This window comes from Streptomyces graminofaciens (genome assembly GCF_030294945.1).
Classification (GTDB): domain Bacteria; phylum Actinomycetota; class Actinomycetes; order Streptomycetales; family Streptomycetaceae; genus Streptomyces; species Streptomyces graminofaciens.
On record NZ_AP018448.1, the window covers coordinates 8,778,699 to 8,798,561 of the forward strand.

A 19,863-nucleotide genomic window follows, 5' to 3' on the forward strand; every position below is an offset into this window, starting at 1 on the left:
TGGATGTCGATGGTGTGACTGGGAACGGACCCACTGGGTTGACGACAGGACAGAGGCCCAAGGGCTGGCTGTGCTGCTCACACCCCTGGCGGGGCGAGGTTGCTGTGCGTTCAGTGCGACAGCCCGCGTTCTGCCGCTACCTGCGTGCGTATCGGGGGTGATTACTGCGGAGGCGCCACTCCACGCCCCCGGGGCGGTGACTGCACGCTCGTCGGTTGCGGCCGTTTCGCTGTGCGGCTGAACGCCTGTCGAGCTGGGCCTCCGGGTTCTTCGTCGCGCTGTTTCCTGTCCTGGACCAAGATGCTCGGCCGACCGTCGGCGAACCTTGAGCAAACGTTGAATTGGCTGGTCGAAGGTGTTATGCCAGGGTGGGATCCGAGACTCGGGGGCGTGCTGTGACGGTTGAGTTCGGTGTGCTCGGCAGCGTCGAGGCGCGGGTGGACGGCCGAATCGTCGATCTGGGCCATGCCCGGCAGCGGTGTGTGCTCGCCGTGCTGCTGGTGGACGCCAACCAGGTGGTTTCGGTGGACCAGCTCGTCGAGCGCGTCTGGGCCGACCGTCCTCCGCAGCGGGCCCGGAACACGGTCTACGGCTATGTCTCCCGTCTGCGGCAGGCCTTGGCCGTCGCCCAGGGGGCGGATATCGTCCGCCGTTCCGGTGGGTATGTCCTCGACGTCGAGGCGGCGGCAGTGGATCTGCGCCGTTTCCGTGACGTAGCCGCACGGGCCCGCGCGGCCGCGCGGAACGAGCAGGACGAGCAGGCCGCAACCCTGTTCGGGCAGGCGCTCGGCCTCTGGCGGGGCGATGCCTTCGCGGGTCTGGACACCCCTTGGATCAACGCCCTCCGCGACGCGGTCGCCCAAGAACGGGTCGCGGTCGAACTGGACCACACCGACGTTCGGCTCCGCTGCGGTCACCACAGCGGACTGTTGTCCGAGTTGTCCGCCCGGGTCGAGATGCACCCACTGGACGAACGGCTGGTCGGCCAGTTCATCCTCACCCTGTACCGCTGCGGTCGCCCGGCCGATGCCCTCAACCACTACCAGCAGATCCGGCTGCTGCTGGCCGAAGAACTCGGCTGTGACCCCGGCCTCCCGCTGCGGCAACTGCACCAGCAGATCCTCACCACCGACCCCGCACTGAACGTCCCCGCCGCCGTCCCCGCGATGAACCTCCCCGCCGCCGGGCGTGCTCCGGGATCCGCACCCGCTCTCGTGCGGGGCCCGTCACCCACGCCCCCGCCGGTGGGCGCCCCACGGGACGGCGCCGAACTGCCCGGCCCGCCGACACCGCAGCGCCCCCGGACGGCGAGTCACCTCCTCGGGCGGACAGCGGAGTTGGCGGTTCTCGACGGTGCGATCGAGGATGCCCTGGCCGGTGCGCCAGGGGTGGTCGAGGTGGTCGGGGAACCGGGTATCGGAAAGACACGGCTGCTCGGCGAACTGGGCGAGCGCGCGAGACGGCGCGGTTTCGTGTCCTTGGCCGGCCGCAGCGTGGAGTTCGACCGGGCTCCGTACGGCGCGTTCGTGGACGCCTTGGACGACCACCTCGGCCATGTGGACTTCCTCCGGCTCCGGCACGATGGATCACCGCCCGGCGCGTTCGCGCTGCTGAGTACGGTCTTCCCCGCGCTCTGTGACCGGTTCCCGACCGGGCCGGAGCCGGTGACGGTCGAACGGTACTGGTTCCACCGGGCGGTGCGGACGTTGCTGGAGGCGCTGAGTGCCGACGGCGGGCTCGTGCTCAGCCTGGACGACCTGCAGTGGACGGATGACGGTACAGCCGAGCTGATCGACCATCTGGTACGGCACCCGCCGAGGACACCGCTGCTCCTCGCCCTCGCCTACCGTCCCCGGCAGGCTCCGCCGCGACTGGCCGCGGCACTGGCCCGGGCCGCAACGGCGGGAAGAGTGGCCAGGGTCGAGCTGGGGCCGCTGTCCCCGGCCGAGGGAGCGGAGCTGTGCGGGGCCAGGCCGGATCACTGGCGCTTTCGACAGCTGTACGAGGCCAGCGGCGGCAACCCGTTCTACCTGGAGGCGCTGGCCCGAAGCGCCGGGAACGAAAGCCCGCCGGTGGTCCCGGCCGACGCGGTGCCCGTCGCCGACGAGCTGCCGCAATCGGTGCGTGCCGCACTGCTTGAGGAGCTGGGAGGTCTGTCGGCCACCGCGAGGGCCTGTACACAGGCGGCCGCGGTACTCGGTGACTCCTTCGAAGCCGAGATGGTCGCCGTCGTGGCCCGGACCGGTGAGGCACAGGCCCTTGCCGCCCTGGACGAGGTCGCGGAGCGGGACCTGGTACGCCAGATCGGCTCCACACGCCGATTCCGGTTCCGCCATCCGCTGGTGCGGGCAGCGGTGTACCAGGGGGCGGGCGCCGGCTGGAGGATCGAGGCGCACACCCGGGCCGCGCACGGCCTGGCGCTGCACGGCGCACCGCTGACCGCCCAGGCGTCGCACGTTCAGCGTTCGGCGCGGGTCGGAGACGAACATGCCGTTGACGTACTGGTACGGGCTGCCCGTCAGGTGATGACGATCGCCCCGGCCGCTGCCGCGCACTGGACACAGGAAGCCCTGCGGTTGCTCGGCGAGCAGAGTCGGCTGCGGCCCGAACTGTGGCTCCAGCAGGCCGATGCGCTGGGCATGGCCGGACGACTGCTGGAAAGCCGCGACGTCCTGCGCACGACCGCTTCTCTCCTGCCTGCGCAGGCGCGGGCTCAGCGGGCTCGGCTGACCGTCTCCCGAGCCACGATGGAGTGGAAGCTCGGCCGTTACAAGAAGGCGACGTCGCTGCTGCTTCGGGAACTGGCGGACCACGACGACCGGCCGGCATCCGAGACCGCCGCTCTGCAGATGGGGGTCGCGACGGTGGCGCTTCGCACAGCCGACTTCCCCACAGCCATCGGTTGGGGCGAACGCGCGCTGAACTCGGCGGAAACCGTCGGCGACCCATCGCGGATCACCGCTGTCCGGAGCCTGCTGGCACTGGCACATGTCCTGGCCGGGGACTCCGCCCGATCGACCGACTACCTGGACCTGGTACTGGAAGTAGTCGACGAAGCCGATGACCAGCAACTGGTCGACCAGATCGACACCCTTGTCACGATCGGCTGGACGGAAATGTTCCTGGGACACTACGACGCCGCGCTCCGGCACCTCGGCCAGGGCCTGGACCTTTCCCGTCGTACCGGCCAAAGCCTCATGCTTGCCGATCTCTTCGCAGCCTCCGCATACGTACTGATGTGGCTCGGGCATCTGGACGAGGCAGCGAAGTACGCCGACGACGCACTGGAGGCGGCATCACTCGTCGGCAGCAACGAGCCACGCTCGCTGGCCGAGGCGGTGAACGCGGCGGTCTCGATGTGGCGGGGAGACTTCGCCGGAGCACTCAAGATCTGTGAGGAGTCGCTTTCCCAGGTCGGCCCTGAACCGACCCAGCACCGGTCGGCGATACTGGGGATGCTCGGCAGTGCGCTGCTGTTCACCGGCGATCCGGCGGGTTGCGTCCGCAGGGTGATCGAAGCGGGTGGTGGCCCCGAGATGTCGGCGTTCGAAGCACCCGTGCGCCCAGTGTGGTTGCGGCTGCTGGCTGGTGCGGAACTGGCCCGGGGAGATGTGGCGGCTGCCGACATGTGGGCCGGCCGCGCAGCATCCGCTGTGAGCCCCGACGGACCGCCAGGACAACTCGGCTTCGCTCTGCTGGCCCGCGCCGAGGTACACCTCGCAAGGGAAGACGCGGCGGCGGCAGAGACCGCGTGCGAGGCCGCTGCCGCGTTCTGCGCAGCTCGGATGCCACTCTATGAAGCCACAGCCCGGCTGACGGCCGGTATCGCGCTGTCCGTCGTCGACCGCCGGTCCGAAGGACTCGCTCAGCTGGAACGAGCGAGCGCGTTGTTCACCGGCTGCGGGGCAACGGCCCTGTCCGAACTGGCCGATCAAGAACACGACCGCATCGCCGTCCGAATTCCGCCTCTGACAATCGGCATAACACCTGGGATCTGAGACTTGCAAAGGTGTGTCGGCCGGCGAAAACGTGGATCGGGACTCTGGGCCAACGGACTGAATCCGCTGCTCACAAGTTCAACGGCCCTTGCGACGGCCGTGGTTCGCCGCAGTTCAGACCCGCTCTGACCTGCGACAACGCGTCGGTCTTTGGCTCGGGTGAGCCGCAACGGCGGCCTGAACGAGGGGCCGGGGGCGAAGTTGAGGCCGCAGTGAGGCCGCAGGTGTTCGGAAGTGGCGCCTGCGGAGGCACGCTGCTGTGGGTGGCGGGGCGATGCAGAAGCGGCTTGGGGGCGGGAATGTCCGAGGCTTGGGCGTGGATCTCCCCCCTTTCGCCGTGTGGGAAAAACCAGGCCATGACGTCCACCGACACTACGAGCGCCACGGCCGCCTCTGCCGTGGGCGAGCGTCGGTATGTCCTGCGTCGGCGACGCCGATACGGGGAGGTCACTCGCTCAGACACCGGCGCCGGATCTTCCTTCGCCGGTCGGGGTGGGGCGCCGATAAGGTCGGCGGGTGATCAACATGCAGGTGCGCGGTGACAGCCGCGACGTCGTGGCCCGGGCCAAGGCCGGAGTGCGGTGGACTTCCGCCTTCGCCGATCTGGATCCGGCGCTGTTCCCGATGCTCACGGCTCTGATGCCGGATGGGGATGCGGTCTTCAACCGGCGCCAGGTGCCGCTGCTGCTGGCGGAACTCGACCGGCTCCCGGCCGCTTGCGGTGGTGACTGGGTCGGGCAGGCCCGCGAGTTGTGCCAGGTCGTCGAGCAGAGAGTTCACCGATATCTGTGGTTCGTCGGCGACTGACCGCGATCTCGACGCGTCCGCGGCCGCTGCCCTGGTCGCCGCCGTCGAGAACTACCGGGCCACCACCTGCGTCGGCCTGCTCGCCGTCGGCCACGACCACATCCTCCTGAACCGCTGGTGCGACCGCACCGTGCGCTGGGAAGCCTCAAGACGGGAAGCTCCACCGTCGCCCCGGTCTGGCTCAGCCTGGTCAGGAGCGGCACTGTCGGTCACCGGCTCCTACTCCGCCGACGGCACCACCTGGACCACGGTCGGCACCGCGACACTGACCGGGGCGAACAGCACCCTGGACGCGGGCGTGTTCTCCACGGCCCACGCCGGAAGTATCGGCACCGCGAGCTTCAGTCAGTTCTCCGTCAGCTGACGCAGCGGTTCGGGTAGTTCAGCACGATGGTTCGCCCTGGGATTCGACGGCGACGACTCGCGTCCCGGGCGGGACTGCCCGACTCGCGACGTGGTGTGCGCTTGGGGCTGTCCCGGGTGTGGCGGAGGATGGTGCCCATGCACGCTCTATTCGACCCCTCCGAGCCCCGTCGCGTCTCGCCAGGCGAGTACCCGATGTGGGACCGGGCTCTCGCCCTCCTCAACCGGGACCTGGCGGTGACCCTTCCCGAACAGGAACCCCTGCAACTGCTGGCCCTCCCGTCCGGCGATGCGGACGAACCGGAGAACGTCTACGTCGCTCTGGCCAACGGCGAGTGGCACGGCAATTACCTGGACCCGGACTCTCCGGACGACCCTGCCTCTGCGCTGGCGATCGTCGCCGATGCCGCGCAGGAGACCCTCACCGAGCTTCTGTGGCAGGCGTGGCCCGTGTGTGCCGAGCATGGCCTGGGCATGCATCCGAGGGATACGGACGGACAACTGGCCTGGTGGTGCGCGGGAGAACGGTTGCGTCCCGGCCCGGCCCATATCCGTGCGGCCGTGGGCGCGCTCGACACCTTCGTCGCCCACGTCGCCCCAGCGTAAAAGTCGGCGGGCGAGTTGATGTCCCACTGCGCCACGGTCGTTGAAGGCGACGTGACATAAAGAGGGCCCTGCGGGTTGGGTGTTGTTGTGACGCAGTACCTTGGCCGCACGGCCTTGTCCCATCGAATCTTCACCGGCCTTGGACACCGTCGACTCGGCTGCTGATCTTGTGGCTTCGCACGCTGGAGGACGTTTTCGCGTACGCGGCGGCCGAGGGAGTCGAGCTGCGGCTGGACGGTACCGAGGCCCGGGCGCGCCGCCCGCACGCGAACAGGCCCGGCCGGTCAGGGGTGGGCCACCGGCACACGTCCCAACCTCGTTCGTCCCCCGTTCTCATTCGCCCGTCCCGGGCGGATGCTGATCTCAGGTCCGATCCCCGGCGGGATGGGGCTGTGCGAGGCGCTCGTCCTGGACGGTGAACTCGTCGCGCCGGAGCCGCTCAGGCCGTCGTGCTCCACTCGGCCCACCTGATCTTTCCTGTGAAGTCGCAGCCGGAGGGCGGGTCTTGGTGTGGACAGTCGGCTGCTTTGCAGGACGTGGCAGGCTGCCCGCGACGGCGGCCTGCCACGCCTGCCTGTCGAACTCGGCCGACGCCGACAGTTATGAGGGTCAGAGGCCGATGTCGGCCAGCCACTGGCTCGTGGTCCGGGGAGCGACGCCCAGCAGCTTCTGGGCGGAGGTCTCCGGCGCGATCGAGCGGCCCGGCATGGTGCTCATCGCCTGGTAGGCCCCCGCGACATCAGCGGCCGCGCCCTCCCCGATCAGGGGTGCGATCGAGGTGCGCATCTCCTCGGGGGCGATCGGTTCGAAGACGACGTCCCGTCCGAGCCGGGCGGCGAACGCCTTGGCCAGGTCCGGCCCGGTGATCGCCGGGTACTGGCCGACGGAGACCACACCGGTGACGTCCGGGCGCTCGAACAGGGCGACGGCGACATCGGCGATGTCCAGGTGGGAGGACCAGGAGACGGGGAAGTCGGCCCGGATCGCGTAGGGCGGTTCCCGACCCCGACCCCGAGCCCGACGCCGTCATCTGACGACGCCGTTCACCTGACACTCCTCGCCGGCGCGACGCCTGTACCACGCGTTCATGCTGAGCCGGCCAGCCTCTGCCGCAGGGCGTCGTTGTCGTCGTGGTGGACGACCTCGTCGAAGCGCAGCCTCAGCCCGTGCTCGGCCAGCAGGCCTGCCACGATCGCGTCGAGCTGTTCGCGGTGTTCCTCGGTGCGGGCCTGTACGTACGCCTCGCGCACCTCGTCGGGTTCGTCGGCGAGGACCTGGTCCATGCGCTCGCGGATGTACCGCTTGAGGTTGATGTGTTCCATGAACACCTCGGTGATACCGGCCTCGACGACCTGCCCGAAGAGGTGGTCCAGGAGTTCGGGCTGGGCGGCGAAGTGGGGCAGGAGCGGGCCGACGAAGGCGAAGGTGGGGATGCCGGCCTCGCGTAGTTCCGTGAGGGTGCGCAGGCGGCGCGAGGCGAGTGGGGCGCGGACCTCCAGCCAGCGGCTGACCTTGTCGTCCGCGGTGGTCACGGTCATGCCGACCTCCGCCCGGGGCAGGCTGGTGAGCAGGTCGATGTCGCGGGTGACGACGGGTGACTTGGTCAGGATGCGGACCAGGCCCGGGTACTCGACCGCCTTCAGCTCGCGCAGGATGCCCCGGGTGAGCCGGTACCGCGTCTCGTGGCCCTGGTAGGGGTCGGTGACCGAACTGAGCAGCATCGTGCCGCGGCGCTTGTGCTCGGGCATCCTGGCCAGCTCCTTGCGGGCGAGGTCGACGGCGTTCTTCTTCACGTACAGGTAGTCGCCCCACTCCTTGGCCGACCGGCCGAACTGCCGTCCCGCGAAAGAGGCGAAGCAGTACGCGCAGCCCAGAACGCAGCCGGTGTAGGGGTTGATCACGTAGTCGTTCGACGGGGTCTTCGACTTCTGGATCAAGGTCTTCGCCTCGATCTCGACCGGTTCCATGACGGGTTTCCTCTCTGCTGCCGGGCCGCTCTGCTGCCGGGCCGCCCGTGCCACGGTCGGCCCCGTTCCTGTGCCGTCCGCGGGGCGAGGCGACGGGACGCCAAACCTGCATCGCGTGGAACAATAATCCCTGGAAGTTGATTCCATGGAATCTAAATGGTTTGCTGGGCGAGCGGCCGATCCGGGGCCTTGGCCGTCCGCTCCGGCGGGCAGGCCCGTGAAGCCATTCATGCGGAACGCGGCGAACACCCTCCGGATCGACCACGCCCCGGAGAGTTACTTTTTGTTCCGATATGGGCTGTAAGGAGAAAGTGCCATGACCGTTCCCGCCTTCAACTCGGTCGCCTGGTTCGAGTTCGGCACCGACCAGCCGGAGAAGGTCAAGGAGTTCTACGGAGAGCTCTTCGACTGGAACTACGTCCTCAACACCAACACCCCGGGCGTCACCTACCACTCGGTGATGCCGCCCGGTGCCCAGCAGCCCGCGGGCGGCGTATGGGAGTCGGAGGGCAAGTTCCCCAACTACGCGATCTTCTACGTCGTCGTCCAAGACGTCGCCGCGACCGTCGAGCGCGCCGGCGAACTCGGCGCCGAGGTGCTCATGGAGCCGGTCTCCGACTCCGCAGGCTTCACCTTCGCCCGGCTGCGGGACACGGCCGGCAACCACTTCGGCGTCTTCTCCGCGCCCGCCCCCTGACCGGCCGCGCAGGCCACCGCGCGGCACCCGCCGGATGTCCTGTCCCGCAGCACGGCCGACGGCCCTTCTCCTTCCGCCACTTCCCCTGCCGGAGCCACCCGCAGGGCTCGCGTCCTCACCGTTCCCCGACCGGAGGCCCCCGATGCCCGGCACCAGCGCCACCAGCGAAAAGATCCCCGTCCACGTCTACGGCGGCCCGACCACCCTGATCGAGTACGGCGGGCTCAGGTTCGTCACCGACCCCACCTTCGACCCGCCCGGCGAGTACCCCATGCCTCTGCCCGGCGACCACAAGCTCGTCAAGACCGACCCGTCGCTCGTCACCGCCGCCGACCTGGGCGGCATCGACGCCGTCCTGCTCTCCCACGACACGCACGACGACAACCTGGACAACGCCGGCCGCGCCTTCCTGTCCGAGGTTCCGGTCGTGTTCACCACGGTCGGCGGAGCCGCTCGTCTGGGCGGCAACGCACAGGGGCTGGCCTTCTGGGAGACCGCCGAGCTCTGGCGGCCCGACGGCGGCACCGTGACCGTCACGGGTGTGCCCGCCCGGCACGGCCCCGTCGGCTGTGAACCGGTCACCGGCGACGTCGTCGGCTTCATCCTCACCTCCGACGAACTGCCCTCCATCTACGTCAGCGGCGACAACGCCTCCCTGGAGCACGTCAAGGAAATCGCCGCGAGGTTCGCTCCCGTCGACACCGCGGTCCTCTTCCTCGGCGGCGCCCGCATGGCCTTCGCCTTCGACAACGCCCTGCTCACCCTCGACAGCGCCCAGGGCGCCCAGGCCGCGCAGATACTCGGCGCCCGCCGGGTCGTCCCCGCCCACTTCGACAGCTGGGCCCACTTCAAGGAAGGCCGAAACGAGATCGAGGCCGCGTTCACCGAAGTCGGCCTCGCCGACCGCCTCGACTTCGCCCGATAACCACCCACCCCCCGTACGAGAACCCAGGAGCAAACGACATGACCAGCGCGAACGTCGACATCGCCCGCACCTACTTCCAGGCCGTCCAGACCGGAGACATGGCTGCTCTCGGCGAACTCCTCGACGCCGACATCGTCTGGCACCAGCCCGGCGCCAACCAGTTCTCCGGCGAGCACAAGGGCCAGGCCGCCGTCTTCAAGATGCTCGGCAGCATGATGGAGACCAGCCAGGGCTCCTTCGCCATCGACAAGATCCACACCCTCATGGGCAACGGGGACCTGGTCGCCGCCACCATCCACTTCACCGGCCGCCACGGCGACGCGTCGATGAGCATGGACGGCGTCGACCTCCTGCGCATCGAGAACGGCAAGATCACCGAGATGTGGCTCTTCTCCGCCGACCCGGCCGCCGAAGACGCCTTCTGGGGCTAGAGCCCTAGAGCCCTAGAGCCCGTGGTGCCCGGGGCCGGCTCGGCCTCGGGCACCACGAGCCGATCCGTACGCGGCACTGCGGAGCCGTCCCCGCTCACGATCTCGGTCGGCCGGAAAGCTTCGGCGCGCGCGCAGTCGGCACCGGCGTCTTGGCGGCGGCCTTCCGCTCCGCGTCCAGGGCGCGTCCGGCTGCCCGCAGCGTGGTGAGGACCGCCGTCACCTCGCGTACGGACTGCTCGGGAATCACCGACCCGATCCGCAGTTCCAGCTCTTCCTCGAAGATCTTCAGCGCCCCGTCCACCAGCTTCCGCCCCTCAGGCGTCAGCTCGACGATCGAGGAACGGCGGTCGTTCGGATTGGCCCGCCGCACACACAGGCCCGCCGCCTCCAGACGGTCGACCACCTTGCTCGTGCCGCCCACCGTGATCGAGAACTCCTCTGCGATGTCCTGGATCCGCCTCCCGGGCCGCCGCAGCAGCAGGTGCAGCACCTCGAACGAGGTCAGCGCCAAGTCGTACTCGGCCCGCAACCGCCCCTCGATGCCGTCCCACAACTCGATCTCCAGCGAGACCAGCTCCCGGTACAGCTGCTTCAGGTCAGCGTCAGCCATCACTCATCTTCCGAAGAATTATCTTCTGCAGACGGTAACTGTACTTGTCGCTGCTCCGGGCAAGCCGCGCTTGCGCAAGCAGGGTAGGCGGAGAGCGGTTGCGGCGCGTCCGAGAGCGGCCGGCCGCGAAGGGAAATGCCCAGCGCGTGCCGGGAGTTCTTCCGGGGGCTGCCGCAGTGCCTTTCGATCTCGTTGCCGCACTCAGTTCGATGGAGCGGGCTTTGGTCTGGCGGGAGGCCCGGGCCCAGTTGCCCGGGTCCCGCAGGGACGTCAGGGCATGGATCCACCGTGCTCGCGCATCTGCTGTCCTGGCACCCCGTCGACTACTTCACAGTTGGGCAGCCGTGGTGGCGGCATGATTTGCTGCCCGTAGGCGCCGCCGTACGCCGAGAAAATTCCATTCCGGGGTCCAGTCGGCCATCTGCCAGAACACCTCGCCGCCCTTGTCTGAGTTGACATTGCCCATCTGCACTGGTTTCGCCGCCTGCGGATCCGATGGGAGATCCGCGACGACATCCACGAAGCATTCCTCACCCTTGGATGCGCACGTATCTGCTGGCGGCGACTGCGCGCTCTGCGGAGAGAATGCGAGAGCTAGTCGGCGGCCGCGAGTCGCCTGAGGACTTCGACCGGAGCGCATCAGCTGTGGGGCAGGAGTCGGTGGGGCAGGAGTCGGTGTGAGCGCGGCCTTCCTGTAGTGGTTCGCGCATCGGCGTCGGTCCTTCGTCACCGTGTCCGCTGCCCGGCTGGGCCGATGAGGGTCAGTGCAGGACAAGCAGGACAGCCAGTGCGATGAGCAGCGAGTCGATACGGTCCAGCAGGCCTCCGGAGCCGGGTAGCCAGCGGCCGGCGTCCTTTGCCTGTGCACCTCTTTTGAGCATGGATTCAAGAAGGTCTCCGGCCGGGCCGCCGACCGCCACCGCAACCGCCATCGGCCAGCTCAGCAAGGACAGCACGGCGAGCACGCCGAGGCCGGCCGCGGCCCCGGCCAGGGTTCCGCTCCACCGCTTGGCCGGTGACAGTGGCGACAGCCGCGGCCCGCCCAGCCGTCGACCGGCGAAGTACGCCACGATGTCGGCGATCGAGACCGCCACGAACAACGCAAGCGCGCTCGCCCCGAGCACCACCAGCGCGGCCAGCACACTCAGCCAGGCCAGCCCGAACAGGCCGGCGCAAAGCCGGCGCAGGCCATGGTCGGCGTCACCGGCCAGGAGCGGCACCGCGGCCACCGCGAGCGCCCCGATCGCGACCACACGGAGTACCTGTCCGGGCGCCAACCAGGCAGCCAGCACCACGCCTGCCACCGCCGCGGCCAACACCACCCGGTCCACCCAGCCCAGCCGCATCAGCCCGCCGAACTCCATCACCGCGATCACCGCAACCGCGATGGCGACAGCCGCGGCGCCTGGGCGGCCCAACCAGAACGCACCGGTGACCAGTGGCACTCCGATCGCCCAGGCGCACCACCGGATCAGCAGCTCGCGGCGCCCGGACGCCGCCACCGCGATGCCGCCCAGCGCCAGCGCCCCACCGAGATAGGGCGCCAGGGAGGCCACGGTGATCACAGAGCGGATCCGGAGGCGGATACGGCCGAGGCCATCGGAACGAGCGACGCCGAACCCGGCCGAAGTACGTCCAGGGCGGCCTGACACGCGGCCACAATGCGCGCGTTCTCGGCGGTGTCCCTGACCGCGATGCGCACGGTGCGCCCCTGGTACTCCGACGACAACGGCGACAGATCGCGCAGGTATACGTCGTGACGGCGGCACTCGTTCACCAGTTGCGCGGCACTCGGCCCACCGGACGGCAGGGTCACGGTGAGGAAGTTCGCCACGCCCTCCTCGACCACCACGGCCTCGTCCAGCACGGCGAGGTCGGCGGCCAGTTGCCGGCGCAGCGCGTGGGTGCGGAGCCAACAGTCGCTGTAGTACGCCGGGTCGCGCAGGGCTGCCACCGCGGCCAGCTGCGCCGGGAGGCTCACCGGCCAGGGCGGGGTGTGTCGGCGTAGCTGCGCCGCGGTGGTGGGCTCGGCCACCAGGTACGCGGCCCGCATACCGGACAGCGCATACATTTTGGACAACGAGGTGCAGGCCACGACCCGCGGATCCATCGCCGCGAGGTCGGCGAGCGACTCGGACAGGTCGACATAGCCCAGGTAGGCCTCGTCTATCCACCAACGGGTTCGGGGCGGCGCGGCGGCGATCAGCGAGCGCAGCTCCGCGGCCGGAGCGTGGCGTCCGGTCGGGTTGTTGGGGTTGACCACCACCACGAGGTCGTAGCGGTCGGATCCGACGGCAGCGGACAGCCGGGCCGGATCGATCCGCCAGCCGTCTTCGCGGCGCAACGGGAACCGGTCCACCCGGCATCCGATCACCCGCTCCGTGACGTGGGCGTACTCGCCGTATCCCGGGTCCATCAGCAGCACCCTGCTTTCAGGGGTCAGCCACTGGCCGAACGCTCTGAAAATCAAGTCGGATGAACCGGCGCCGACCGCGAGCGTCTCCGCCGGCAGCCCCCGGGCCGCAGAGATTTCCGCCACCAGTCCCTCGGCCCCGGTCGGCGGCGAGGTCCGGGCGGCCCAGGCCGGATCTTCCGTGAGCGCCGCCCGCACCCCGGGGGCCGGCGGGAACCAGGCGTCCAGCACGTCGGCCGCGACTACCTGAAGGCGTCGGTCCAGGCTACGGAAGTCCGTGCCAATGGCGGTGAACGAAGCTCCGCCGTGTTCGCAGCCGTCCGGCCGGGGTGCGAACGCCACGTCCAGCCGCCAGTCCACTTCGGACCGCAGACGCTCCAACGTGGTGCGGTAACGGTCCATCGCGACCTTCGTCAGCTCGGCCACGCTGCCGGTCAGCACCTCGAACGTCAACGCACCGCTGTGGACGGTACGGCCGACCGGGCGCAGGCCGGCGGCCAGGTACATGTTGAGCAACTCGGTGCGCCCCATCGCCACCACCCGACGACCGCCCCGGGCGGCGATCCAGCGCAGTGCCGCGTACATCAGCAGCGGTGCCGCTGCGGAGGCCCGCCAGCGCGGCTCAACGGTGAGGATGCGCACCTCGAACAGGCCGCCCTCGGTCAGCAGCGGCAGCTCGTCGCGGGTCAGGTACTTGTCCAGCGCGTACCGCCCCAACCAGGGCGGAGTCAGGCTGACAAAACCAATTCGGGTCGTGCCTCGCGCCGCGACCAGGTAGACGTTGTCGCCGTCCAGCCCGTCGTGAAGCCGCCCGGACGGATCCAGCGCATGCTGGCCCAGCTCCTCCGCGTACACCTGGTGACGTAGTTCGTGGATCCACTCAAGATCCTCCGGAGTGGCAACGCGCAGCTGCAGGTCACGGCTCATAAGCACCTCTCTCGACGCAGGATGGGGCCGTTCCATCGTGGAGAACGCAGCGCGGCTGCGGCAGAGCCAAGCGACACGATCAACCTAGGTACGCGTACTCAGGCGCAGTCGTCCCCCGCGTGCTCCGTCCGCGGAGGTCAATGGCAGGCCATCACCGAAGATGATCTTGATGGCGAAATCAGGGACTGGGCGACCGTGCGGGCTCCCGGCGGTGCGCCAACCACGTGCGGCTTGGCAAGCCCCCCGCCCTGTCCCCGCCCTGTCCCCGTGTTACCCGACCTGTGCCCTCCGCCACTCCACTTCCTCGGCAGCCATCGGGGCATGGACGCTGTACACGTCGCCGACCCGCAGATTGTCCGGCGTGCTGTACTCGCCGTAGGTGCCTATGACGGAGACGGCCACATGGGAATCGGGCTGCCAGAAAGTGCGGAAATACGGGGCGGACACCGGGATTTCCGGGATCTCCATCAGGGGGACTTCGTGCCGCACCAGTAGACGTTGCAGCTTTTCGAACCGAAGCCTGGGAGTGAACCGCCCGTACCGGGCACGAAGCGTGTCGTTGACGAGGGTGCGGTCCCGGTACGCGAGCCGGTGCACCTGCAAGGTGAAGTGGTGGCCCGACCAGGGGTGGTCGGCGGAAGCACGGTCCCAGTAGAACTCGGCGAGGCCGTAGTCACGGCACATGCTGCCGTCGCCGAAGGTGTCCTCGGCGAAGTCCGGCCCAAGGGCCTTGGTGACGTCGTCGGGAGAATCCGCGGGGCCCACGCCGAGCAAGGTGCCGTTGGTGACGACGTCCACGTAGAACGCCAGGGAATGCGGAGTCAAAGGCTGATCCTCGTGTGATGTGGGGGACGTCCCCACCGGGGGTGTCGACATTGAACTCGTCGGCTCCGACCAGTACACGACACCAGACGGCGACCACTGCGCGCTGCAAGGTCGGTCAAACGTCCTGTCCCTGGCCCGCCAGAAGCGGCCGCTGATGGAATCCGTCAGCGGTCAGGTCCCCTGCGTCGACGGCGAAGTCGGTGCCGCGGGTGCCTGTCGTGTGGGCCAGCAGCCGCCATGGCCGGTCGCCGGTCGGATAGAACCTGAAGGTGAGGGTCTGGCCGGACGCGAGGTGGATCTCGACGATCGAGCGGTCGACGATGACGCGGAGTTCGACGGATGCGCCGGGGACCTGCACGGCCGGCAGGGCAGGGCGTACGTGCCCGGACGCGCTCGTGGGTCCAGTGAGGCGTGGTCGCGGTTCACGGTGAGCCGCCCGGCGCTCGGGTCGACGGTGATGTCGAGGTGTTCGGCGCCGTCGGCCGAGGTGATGAGGCGCAGCCCGCTCGTGCCGGTGAGGTCGGGGGTCAGGACCGCGGCGAGGTCGAAAGTGCGGCTGACCTCACCGAGCTCAACCGGCTGAGATCCAGTGACGTGTGCGGTGCTGTGCAGGAGGTGTTCCCCGCGCAGGGCGAGCAGTTCGCGTGCGGGGCGCTGGCCGACCGTGCCGTCGTCGGCCAGGGGCAGTTCGCGAGGGAGGGGCAGGGTTCCCGCCCAACCGGCTTCGTGCGCCCAGGAGTCGTCGCGGGCCTCCCACGCCCAGCCCCACAGCAGCCACCGGTCTTCCTCGGGGGCCTTGAGCAGGGCGGGGGCGTAGAAGTCCGGGCCTTGGTCCAGTCGTACGGGGGGTGCGGTCGCGGTGAAAACGGCCCTGTTCCTCGTGGCTCGTGTGGGCCGTCACATGGCTCGGACCGCCCTGCGGGGTCCAGTCGCTGACGATCACCATTGATCCAGGAAGTCCGCCTGTTCGCCGCTCCTCAGTGGCCTGACCTGATCGGTTGCCGGGCACAGTCCGCCGCGGCAAGGCCAGTTGGGGCGGCTCGCGACAGCCGGCCGCCCTTTCGGGATGTCGGGCCATCCGGGGTTCGCATAGCTCCAGGGCTGTTGACGCACTGGGCGGATTGCCTCCATCATCGGGCCACTCGATGTCATCGATGACACAAGTCAACGATGACATTCCTTGTCGATCGCCGTGGACGACGGCGCCGCAAGGCATCCGCGCCGGGCAGCAGGCTCGGCCGCGCGGACGACCGCAGCACAGGAGACACCATGAGCTCTGGACGTGTACCCCGGCATGCCCGCATACGGATGATGGCGGCGGTGGCGACCGTCTGCGCCCTGTCCGCAGCCCCGCTGGCTCCTTCAGCCGTCGCTGCCGACACCCCGCCGTACTCCGAGACCTATCGGCCCCAGTTCCACTTCACTCCGGAGAAGAACTGGATGAACGATCCCAACGGGCTCGTGTACTTCAAGGGCGAGTACCACCTCTTCTACCAGTACAACCCGAACGGCAACTCATGGGGCGACATGTCCTGGGGGCACGCGGTGAGCAAGGACCTCGTGCACTGGGAGGAGTTGCCGCTCGCCCTGTCGCACGACGACGAGGAGATGGTGTTCTCCGGCAGCGCGGTCGTCGACTGGGACAACACCACCGGGTTCGGTACGAAGAAGAACCCGCCCATGGTGGCGATCTACACCAGCGCCTACAAGAACGGCGGCAAGCAGGCCCAGTCGCTCGCCTACAGCACCGACCGCGGCCGCACCTGGACCAAGTACCAGGGCAATCCCGTCATCGACATCGGCTCCAAGGAGTTCCGCGACCCCAAGGTCCAGTGGTACGCGCCGACCAAGAGCTGGCTGATGACGGTGTCGCTGTCCACCGAACACAAGGTGCGCTTCTACTCGTCCAAGAACCTCAAGGACTGGGACCTGCTCAGCGAGTTCGGGCCGGCCGGGGCGACGGGCGGCGTGTGGGAGTGCCCCGACCTGTTCCCCCTCGCGGTCGACGGGAACAAGGACAACATCAAGTGGGTCCTGGTCGTCAACATCAACCCCGGTGGCATCGCGGGAGGTTCGGCCGCCCAGTACTTCGTCGGCGACTTCGACGGCAAGAAGTTCACCGCCGACGACAAGGGCACCTACACCCCGCCCGCCGGCACGGTGGTGCAGGACTTCGAGGGCACCGACTTCGGTACGTGGACGACCACCGGCACCGCCTTCGGCGACGGACCGGCGGCCGGGGCCGTGGCCGGACAGGGGACCGTCGAGGGCTTCGACGGCACAGGCCTCGCCAACAGCTTCCACTCGGGCGACGGCACCACCGGCACCCTCACCTCACCCGAGTTCACCGTCGACAGCTCCTACCTGAACTTCAAGGTCGGCGGCGGACGCCACCCGCACGAGTCCGGAACCGTCATGGAGCAGGGACCGCCGCCCGAGGGCACGGTCCTCGCCGACTTCGAAGGCGGCGCCTACGGCGACTGGACGAAGACCGGAGACGCCTTCGGCTCCGCACCGGCCACCGGCACCCTCCCCAACCAGCAGGAGGTCTCCGGATTTCTGGGCAGTGGCCTGGTCAACACCTACCTGAACGGCGACTCCACCACCGGCACCCTCACCTCGCCCGAGTTCACCGTCGACAAGAAGCACATCAACTTCCTCATCGGCGGCGGCAACCACCCCGCCGGCTCGGCCGACCCCACCGCGCTCGAACTCCTCGTCGACGGCGAAGTGGTGCGCAGCGCCACCGGAAAGGACGGCGAGGCGCTCAACTGGGCGTCCTGGGACGTCGGCGACCTCGCGGGCAAGAAGGCGCAGCTCAGGATCGTCGACGACAACACCGGCGGCTGGGGCCACCTCAACGTCGACCACATCATGCTGTCCGACACCAAGGCCCGGCCCGTCTCCCAGGAGACGTCCGTCAACCTGATCGTCGACGGCCAGGTCGTCCGCAGCGCCACCGGCTCCAACAGCGAGACCCTGGACTGGGCCTCCTTCGACCTGCGTCCCTACGCGGGCAGGAAGGCGAAGATCCAGATCGTCGACATGAACACCGCCGGCTGGGGCCACATCCTGGCCGACCGGTTCACCGAAGCCGACACCGCCGCCAAGTCCGTCGTGCAGCGCGCCGACTGGGCCGACTACGGCAAGGACTACTACGCGGCGGTGTCCTGGGAGAACGCACCGGGCGGCAAGCGGTACATGGTCGGCTGGATGAACAACTGGGACTACAGCGGCGCCGTCCCCACCTCCCCCTGGCGCGGCGCGCAGAGCGTCCCCCGGGAGATGGCCCTGCGCACGGTCGACGGCCGGATCCGGCTCACCAGCAAGCCGGTGGGCAGCCTGGAGTCCCTCCGGCAGCCGCACGCGGTGTCCACGTCCGGCGTCACCGTCAAGGACACCTCCAAGACCCTGATCGGCCCCGCGGCCACGGGCAAAGCCCTCGACATCGAGGCGACCTTCTCCCTCAAGGACGCCGACCGCTTCGGCCTCAAGGTCCGCACGGGCGCGAACGGCGAGGAGACCGTCATCGGCTACGACACCACGACCCAGGAGCTGTACGTCGACCGCACCCGCTCCGGCGCCGTGGACTTCAACAGCACCTTCCCCGGCGTCCAGCGGGCCCCGTTGCAGGCCAAGAACGGCAAGGTCAAGCTGCGGATCCTCGTCGACTGGTCGTCCGTCGAGGTCTTCGGCGGCAACGGCGAAGCCGTGATCACCGACCAGATCTTCCCCGACCCCGCCAGCCAAGGCGTGCAAGTCTTCGCCGAGAACGGCACGGTGAACATGGACAAGGCCGTCGTCTGGCACCTCGACTCCGCCCACGACTGATCCTGACGCGAGGCCACCTCGGGGTCGATCCGTTCAAGGACGGGCGACCCGCCTGAGCCGTCGATCGAGGTGCCTCCGGCGAGCGTCGCCGGAGGCACCTCACGGTGGCTACAAGGTCTCGCAGCCGTCGTTCCAGCCCCAGAGGGGGTACCGGACGATCTTTCGGCTGGGCGTCATCGGATGTACTTCGCCGGCTTGGTGGCGACGTTGAGCAGGTATTCCAGAGGTCCGCGGCGGAAGAAGCGGGACCAGATCGCGGCGAAGAGGATCGCCCCGAGGATGAACATGAGCAGCGGCACCCATGACTGCTGGGTGCCGGTCCCGGCGGGCACGGACAGCACGGACTGTGCGACGAAGTGGCCGACGTAGGCCGTCAGGGACATGGTGCCCACGGCGATGACCGGTTTCGCCAGGCGGCGCAGTCGCGGCAGGCGGTCCATCGCCACCGTCGCGCCCACGATCACGAGGATCGCGACTCCCACGCTGCCGATGATGTCGAACGTGGTGCCGCTGTGCGGCCCGGCTGTCAAGAGCATCGATGCCTGGGGCTCGAACGACCCGCCGTCGGGGGGCATCGACCCGGAGCTACCGGACGACCCTCCGCCTTCCGCCAAGCTGTCCAACGCGTGCTTGCCTGCCAGCAGCAAGGACATGCCGTACGCGGCCGCGGCGAGGGCGGCGCCGAGCGCGGCCAGGCGCCACTGGACGGCGGTCGCGGACAGGTCGAGGCGGGCCAGCGCCATGCCGGCGATCACGAACGGAATCCACGTGATCGTCGGGTAGAAGCCGGTGAACAGCAGATCGAGCACGCCGACGTCGCTGAGCCGGTGGAGTGGGTCGTAGGCGTTGATGCTCTGCTGGACCGACTCGGTCAGCAGCGAGCTCAGGGCGAACGACAGCTGCGGTGTGACGAGGGCGAGGACGGCCGCGATGATCGCGAGCGTCCTGGCCCGCAGTCGCACCAGGGGCAGGGCCAGCAGGAAGTAGACCCCGTAGAAGGCGAGGATGATCACCTCCCCGTATTCCATCGCCATCACGGTGCCCAGCGCCAGCAGGACCACGGCGCGGATCACGATCCTGGCCTTGGCTTGTCGGCCGGCCAGGCCGGTCTTCGGCTCCCGGCGGCCGGCGAGCAGCATCAGTGAGAACCCGGCGAGGGTGGCGAACAGGACCGACGAGTGACCGTCCGACATGTACCGGACCCAGCTGGCTACGCCGTCCGTGGCCGACAGCGGGGGACCGATGTGCACGACGTACATGCCGAACACCGCCAGCGCGCGGGCCAGGTCCACCCCCACGAGGCGTCCCATCGAAGGACCGGGCGGGGCCGGCACGGCGGATTCGGGCGGGGTTCGGGGCTGCGGAGGCGAGTTCTCCTGCGGAGCTGATGTCTCCTGCGGCGGCTGCAACTTGGTCATACGGGGAATCTCGCGTGGACGTCAGGAGGCGGACCATCCGGCAGG

Annotated in this window: 15 protein-coding genes and 4 pseudogenes; 9 read left to right on the forward strand and 10 right to left on the reverse strand. The window is 69.1% G+C overall.

The annotated features are described in order from the left end of the window. Positions 1-395 precede the first annotated feature (395 nt). The 5 genes and pseudogenes from SGFS_RS38610 to SGFS_RS38630 form a co-directional block, all read left to right on the forward strand. Positions 396-3,998, forward strand: coding sequence for a BTAD domain-containing putative transcriptional regulator (locus SGFS_RS38610; protein WP_286256854.1), 3,603 nt, complete (start codon positions 396-398; stop codon positions 3,996-3,998). A gap of 525 nt (positions 3,999-4,523) precedes the next feature. Further along, the gene (locus SGFS_RS38615; protein ID WP_286260281.1) at positions 4,524-4,805 is read left to right on the forward strand and encodes a hypothetical protein; all 282 of its coding nucleotides are present in this window, start codon (positions 4,524-4,526) and stop codon (positions 4,803-4,805) included. Between the two features lie 7 nt (positions 4,806-4,812). Then, positions 4,813-4,947, forward strand: a pseudogene (locus tag SGFS_RS38620) (ABC transporter ATP-binding protein); the annotation flags it as partial. Positions 4,948-5,306: 359 nt separating this feature from the next. Then, entirely contained in the window at positions 5,307-5,774 is a 468-nt protein-coding gene (locus tag SGFS_RS38625) for a hypothetical protein (protein ID WP_286256855.1), read from the forward strand. Between the two features lie 167 nt (positions 5,775-5,941). After that, positions 5,942-6,059 (forward strand): annotated as a pseudogene (locus SGFS_RS38630) (transposase family protein); the annotation flags it as partial. A 324-nt stretch (positions 6,060-6,383) separates the two neighbouring features. Here SGFS_RS38630 and SGFS_RS38635 read toward each other — a convergent pair. Further along, a complete protein-coding gene (locus SGFS_RS38635; RefSeq protein WP_286256856.1) occupies positions 6,384-6,668 on the reverse strand; it encodes a hypothetical protein in 285 nt (94 codons plus the stop codon). Positions 6,669-6,859: 191 nt separating this feature from the next. Then, positions 6,860-7,741 carry an SPL family radical SAM protein gene (locus tag SGFS_RS38640; RefSeq protein WP_286256858.1) on the reverse strand — a complete coding sequence of 294 codons (882 nt, stop codon included), beginning with the start codon at positions 7,739-7,741 and terminating at the stop codon, positions 6,860-6,862. Positions 7,742-8,057: 316 nt separating this feature from the next. On the opposite strand from SGFS_RS38640, the gene SGFS_RS38645 reads away from it, so the two are divergent. The 3 genes from SGFS_RS38645 (at position 8,058) to SGFS_RS38655 (ending at position 9,794) form a co-directional block, all read left to right on the forward strand. Next, complete coding sequence (locus tag SGFS_RS38645; protein WP_286256859.1) at positions 8,058-8,438, forward strand: VOC family protein; 381 nt, start codon at positions 8,058-8,060, stop codon at positions 8,436-8,438. Between the two features lie 142 nt (positions 8,439-8,580). Next, entirely contained in the window at positions 8,581-9,363 is a 783-nt protein-coding gene (locus SGFS_RS38650; protein ID WP_286256860.1) for an MBL fold metallo-hydrolase, read from the forward strand. A 38-nt stretch (positions 9,364-9,401) separates the two neighbouring features. After that, positions 9,402-9,794, forward strand: a complete 393-nt coding sequence (locus SGFS_RS38655; RefSeq protein WP_286256862.1) for a nuclear transport factor 2 family protein — start codon at positions 9,402-9,404, stop codon at positions 9,792-9,794. Positions 9,795-9,888: 94 nt separating this feature from the next. Here the strand turns inward: SGFS_RS38655 and SGFS_RS38660 are convergent, their stop codons facing one another. The 7 genes and pseudogenes from SGFS_RS38660 to SGFS_RS51895 form a co-directional block, all read right to left on the reverse strand. Then, the gene (locus tag SGFS_RS38660) at positions 9,889-10,404 is read right to left on the reverse strand and encodes a MarR family winged helix-turn-helix transcriptional regulator (RefSeq protein WP_286256863.1); all 516 of its coding nucleotides are present in this window, start codon (positions 10,402-10,404) and stop codon (positions 9,889-9,891) included. A 328-nt stretch (positions 10,405-10,732) separates the two neighbouring features. Next, a complete protein-coding gene (locus SGFS_RS38665; protein ID WP_286256864.1) occupies positions 10,733-10,924 on the reverse strand; it encodes a hypothetical protein in 192 nt (63 codons plus the stop codon). Between the two features lie 241 nt (positions 10,925-11,165). Then, positions 11,166-11,969 carry a phosphatidate cytidylyltransferase gene (locus tag SGFS_RS38675; RefSeq protein WP_286256865.1) on the reverse strand — a complete coding sequence of 268 codons (804 nt, stop codon included), beginning with the start codon at positions 11,967-11,969 and terminating at the stop codon, positions 11,166-11,168. Beyond that, complete coding sequence (locus SGFS_RS38680) at positions 11,966-13,744, reverse strand: histidinol-phosphate aminotransferase family protein (protein WP_286256866.1); 1,779 nt, start codon at positions 13,742-13,744, stop codon at positions 11,966-11,968. Before SGFS_RS38680 ends, SGFS_RS38675 begins: the two co-directional genes overlap by 4 nt. Before the next feature lie 270 nt (positions 13,745-14,014). Continuing rightward, positions 14,015-14,569 carry a hypothetical protein gene (locus SGFS_RS38685; RefSeq protein ID WP_286256867.1) on the reverse strand — a complete coding sequence of 185 codons (555 nt, stop codon included), beginning with the start codon at positions 14,567-14,569 and terminating at the stop codon, positions 14,015-14,017. Positions 14,570-14,684: 115 nt separating this feature from the next. Beyond that, positions 14,685-14,945, reverse strand: a pseudogene (locus tag SGFS_RS38690) (GH32 C-terminal domain-containing protein); the annotation flags it as partial. Positions 14,946-15,277: 332 nt separating this feature from the next. Beyond that, positions 15,278-15,406 (reverse strand): annotated as a pseudogene (locus tag SGFS_RS51895) (hypothetical protein); the annotation flags it as partial. Positions 15,407-15,838: 432 nt separating this feature from the next. Between SGFS_RS51895 and SGFS_RS38700 the strand changes: the two are divergent. Further along, complete coding sequence (locus tag SGFS_RS38700) at positions 15,839-18,400, forward strand: GH32 C-terminal domain-containing protein (protein WP_286256869.1); 2,562 nt, start codon at positions 15,839-15,841, stop codon at positions 18,398-18,400. 173 nt (positions 18,401-18,573) lie between these two features. Here SGFS_RS38700 and SGFS_RS38705 read toward each other — a convergent pair whose 3' ends face one another. Next, a complete protein-coding gene (locus SGFS_RS38705) occupies positions 18,574-19,710 on the reverse strand; it encodes a DUF418 domain-containing protein (protein WP_286256870.1) in 1,137 nt (378 codons plus the stop codon). Positions 19,711-19,863 lie beyond the last annotated feature (153 nt).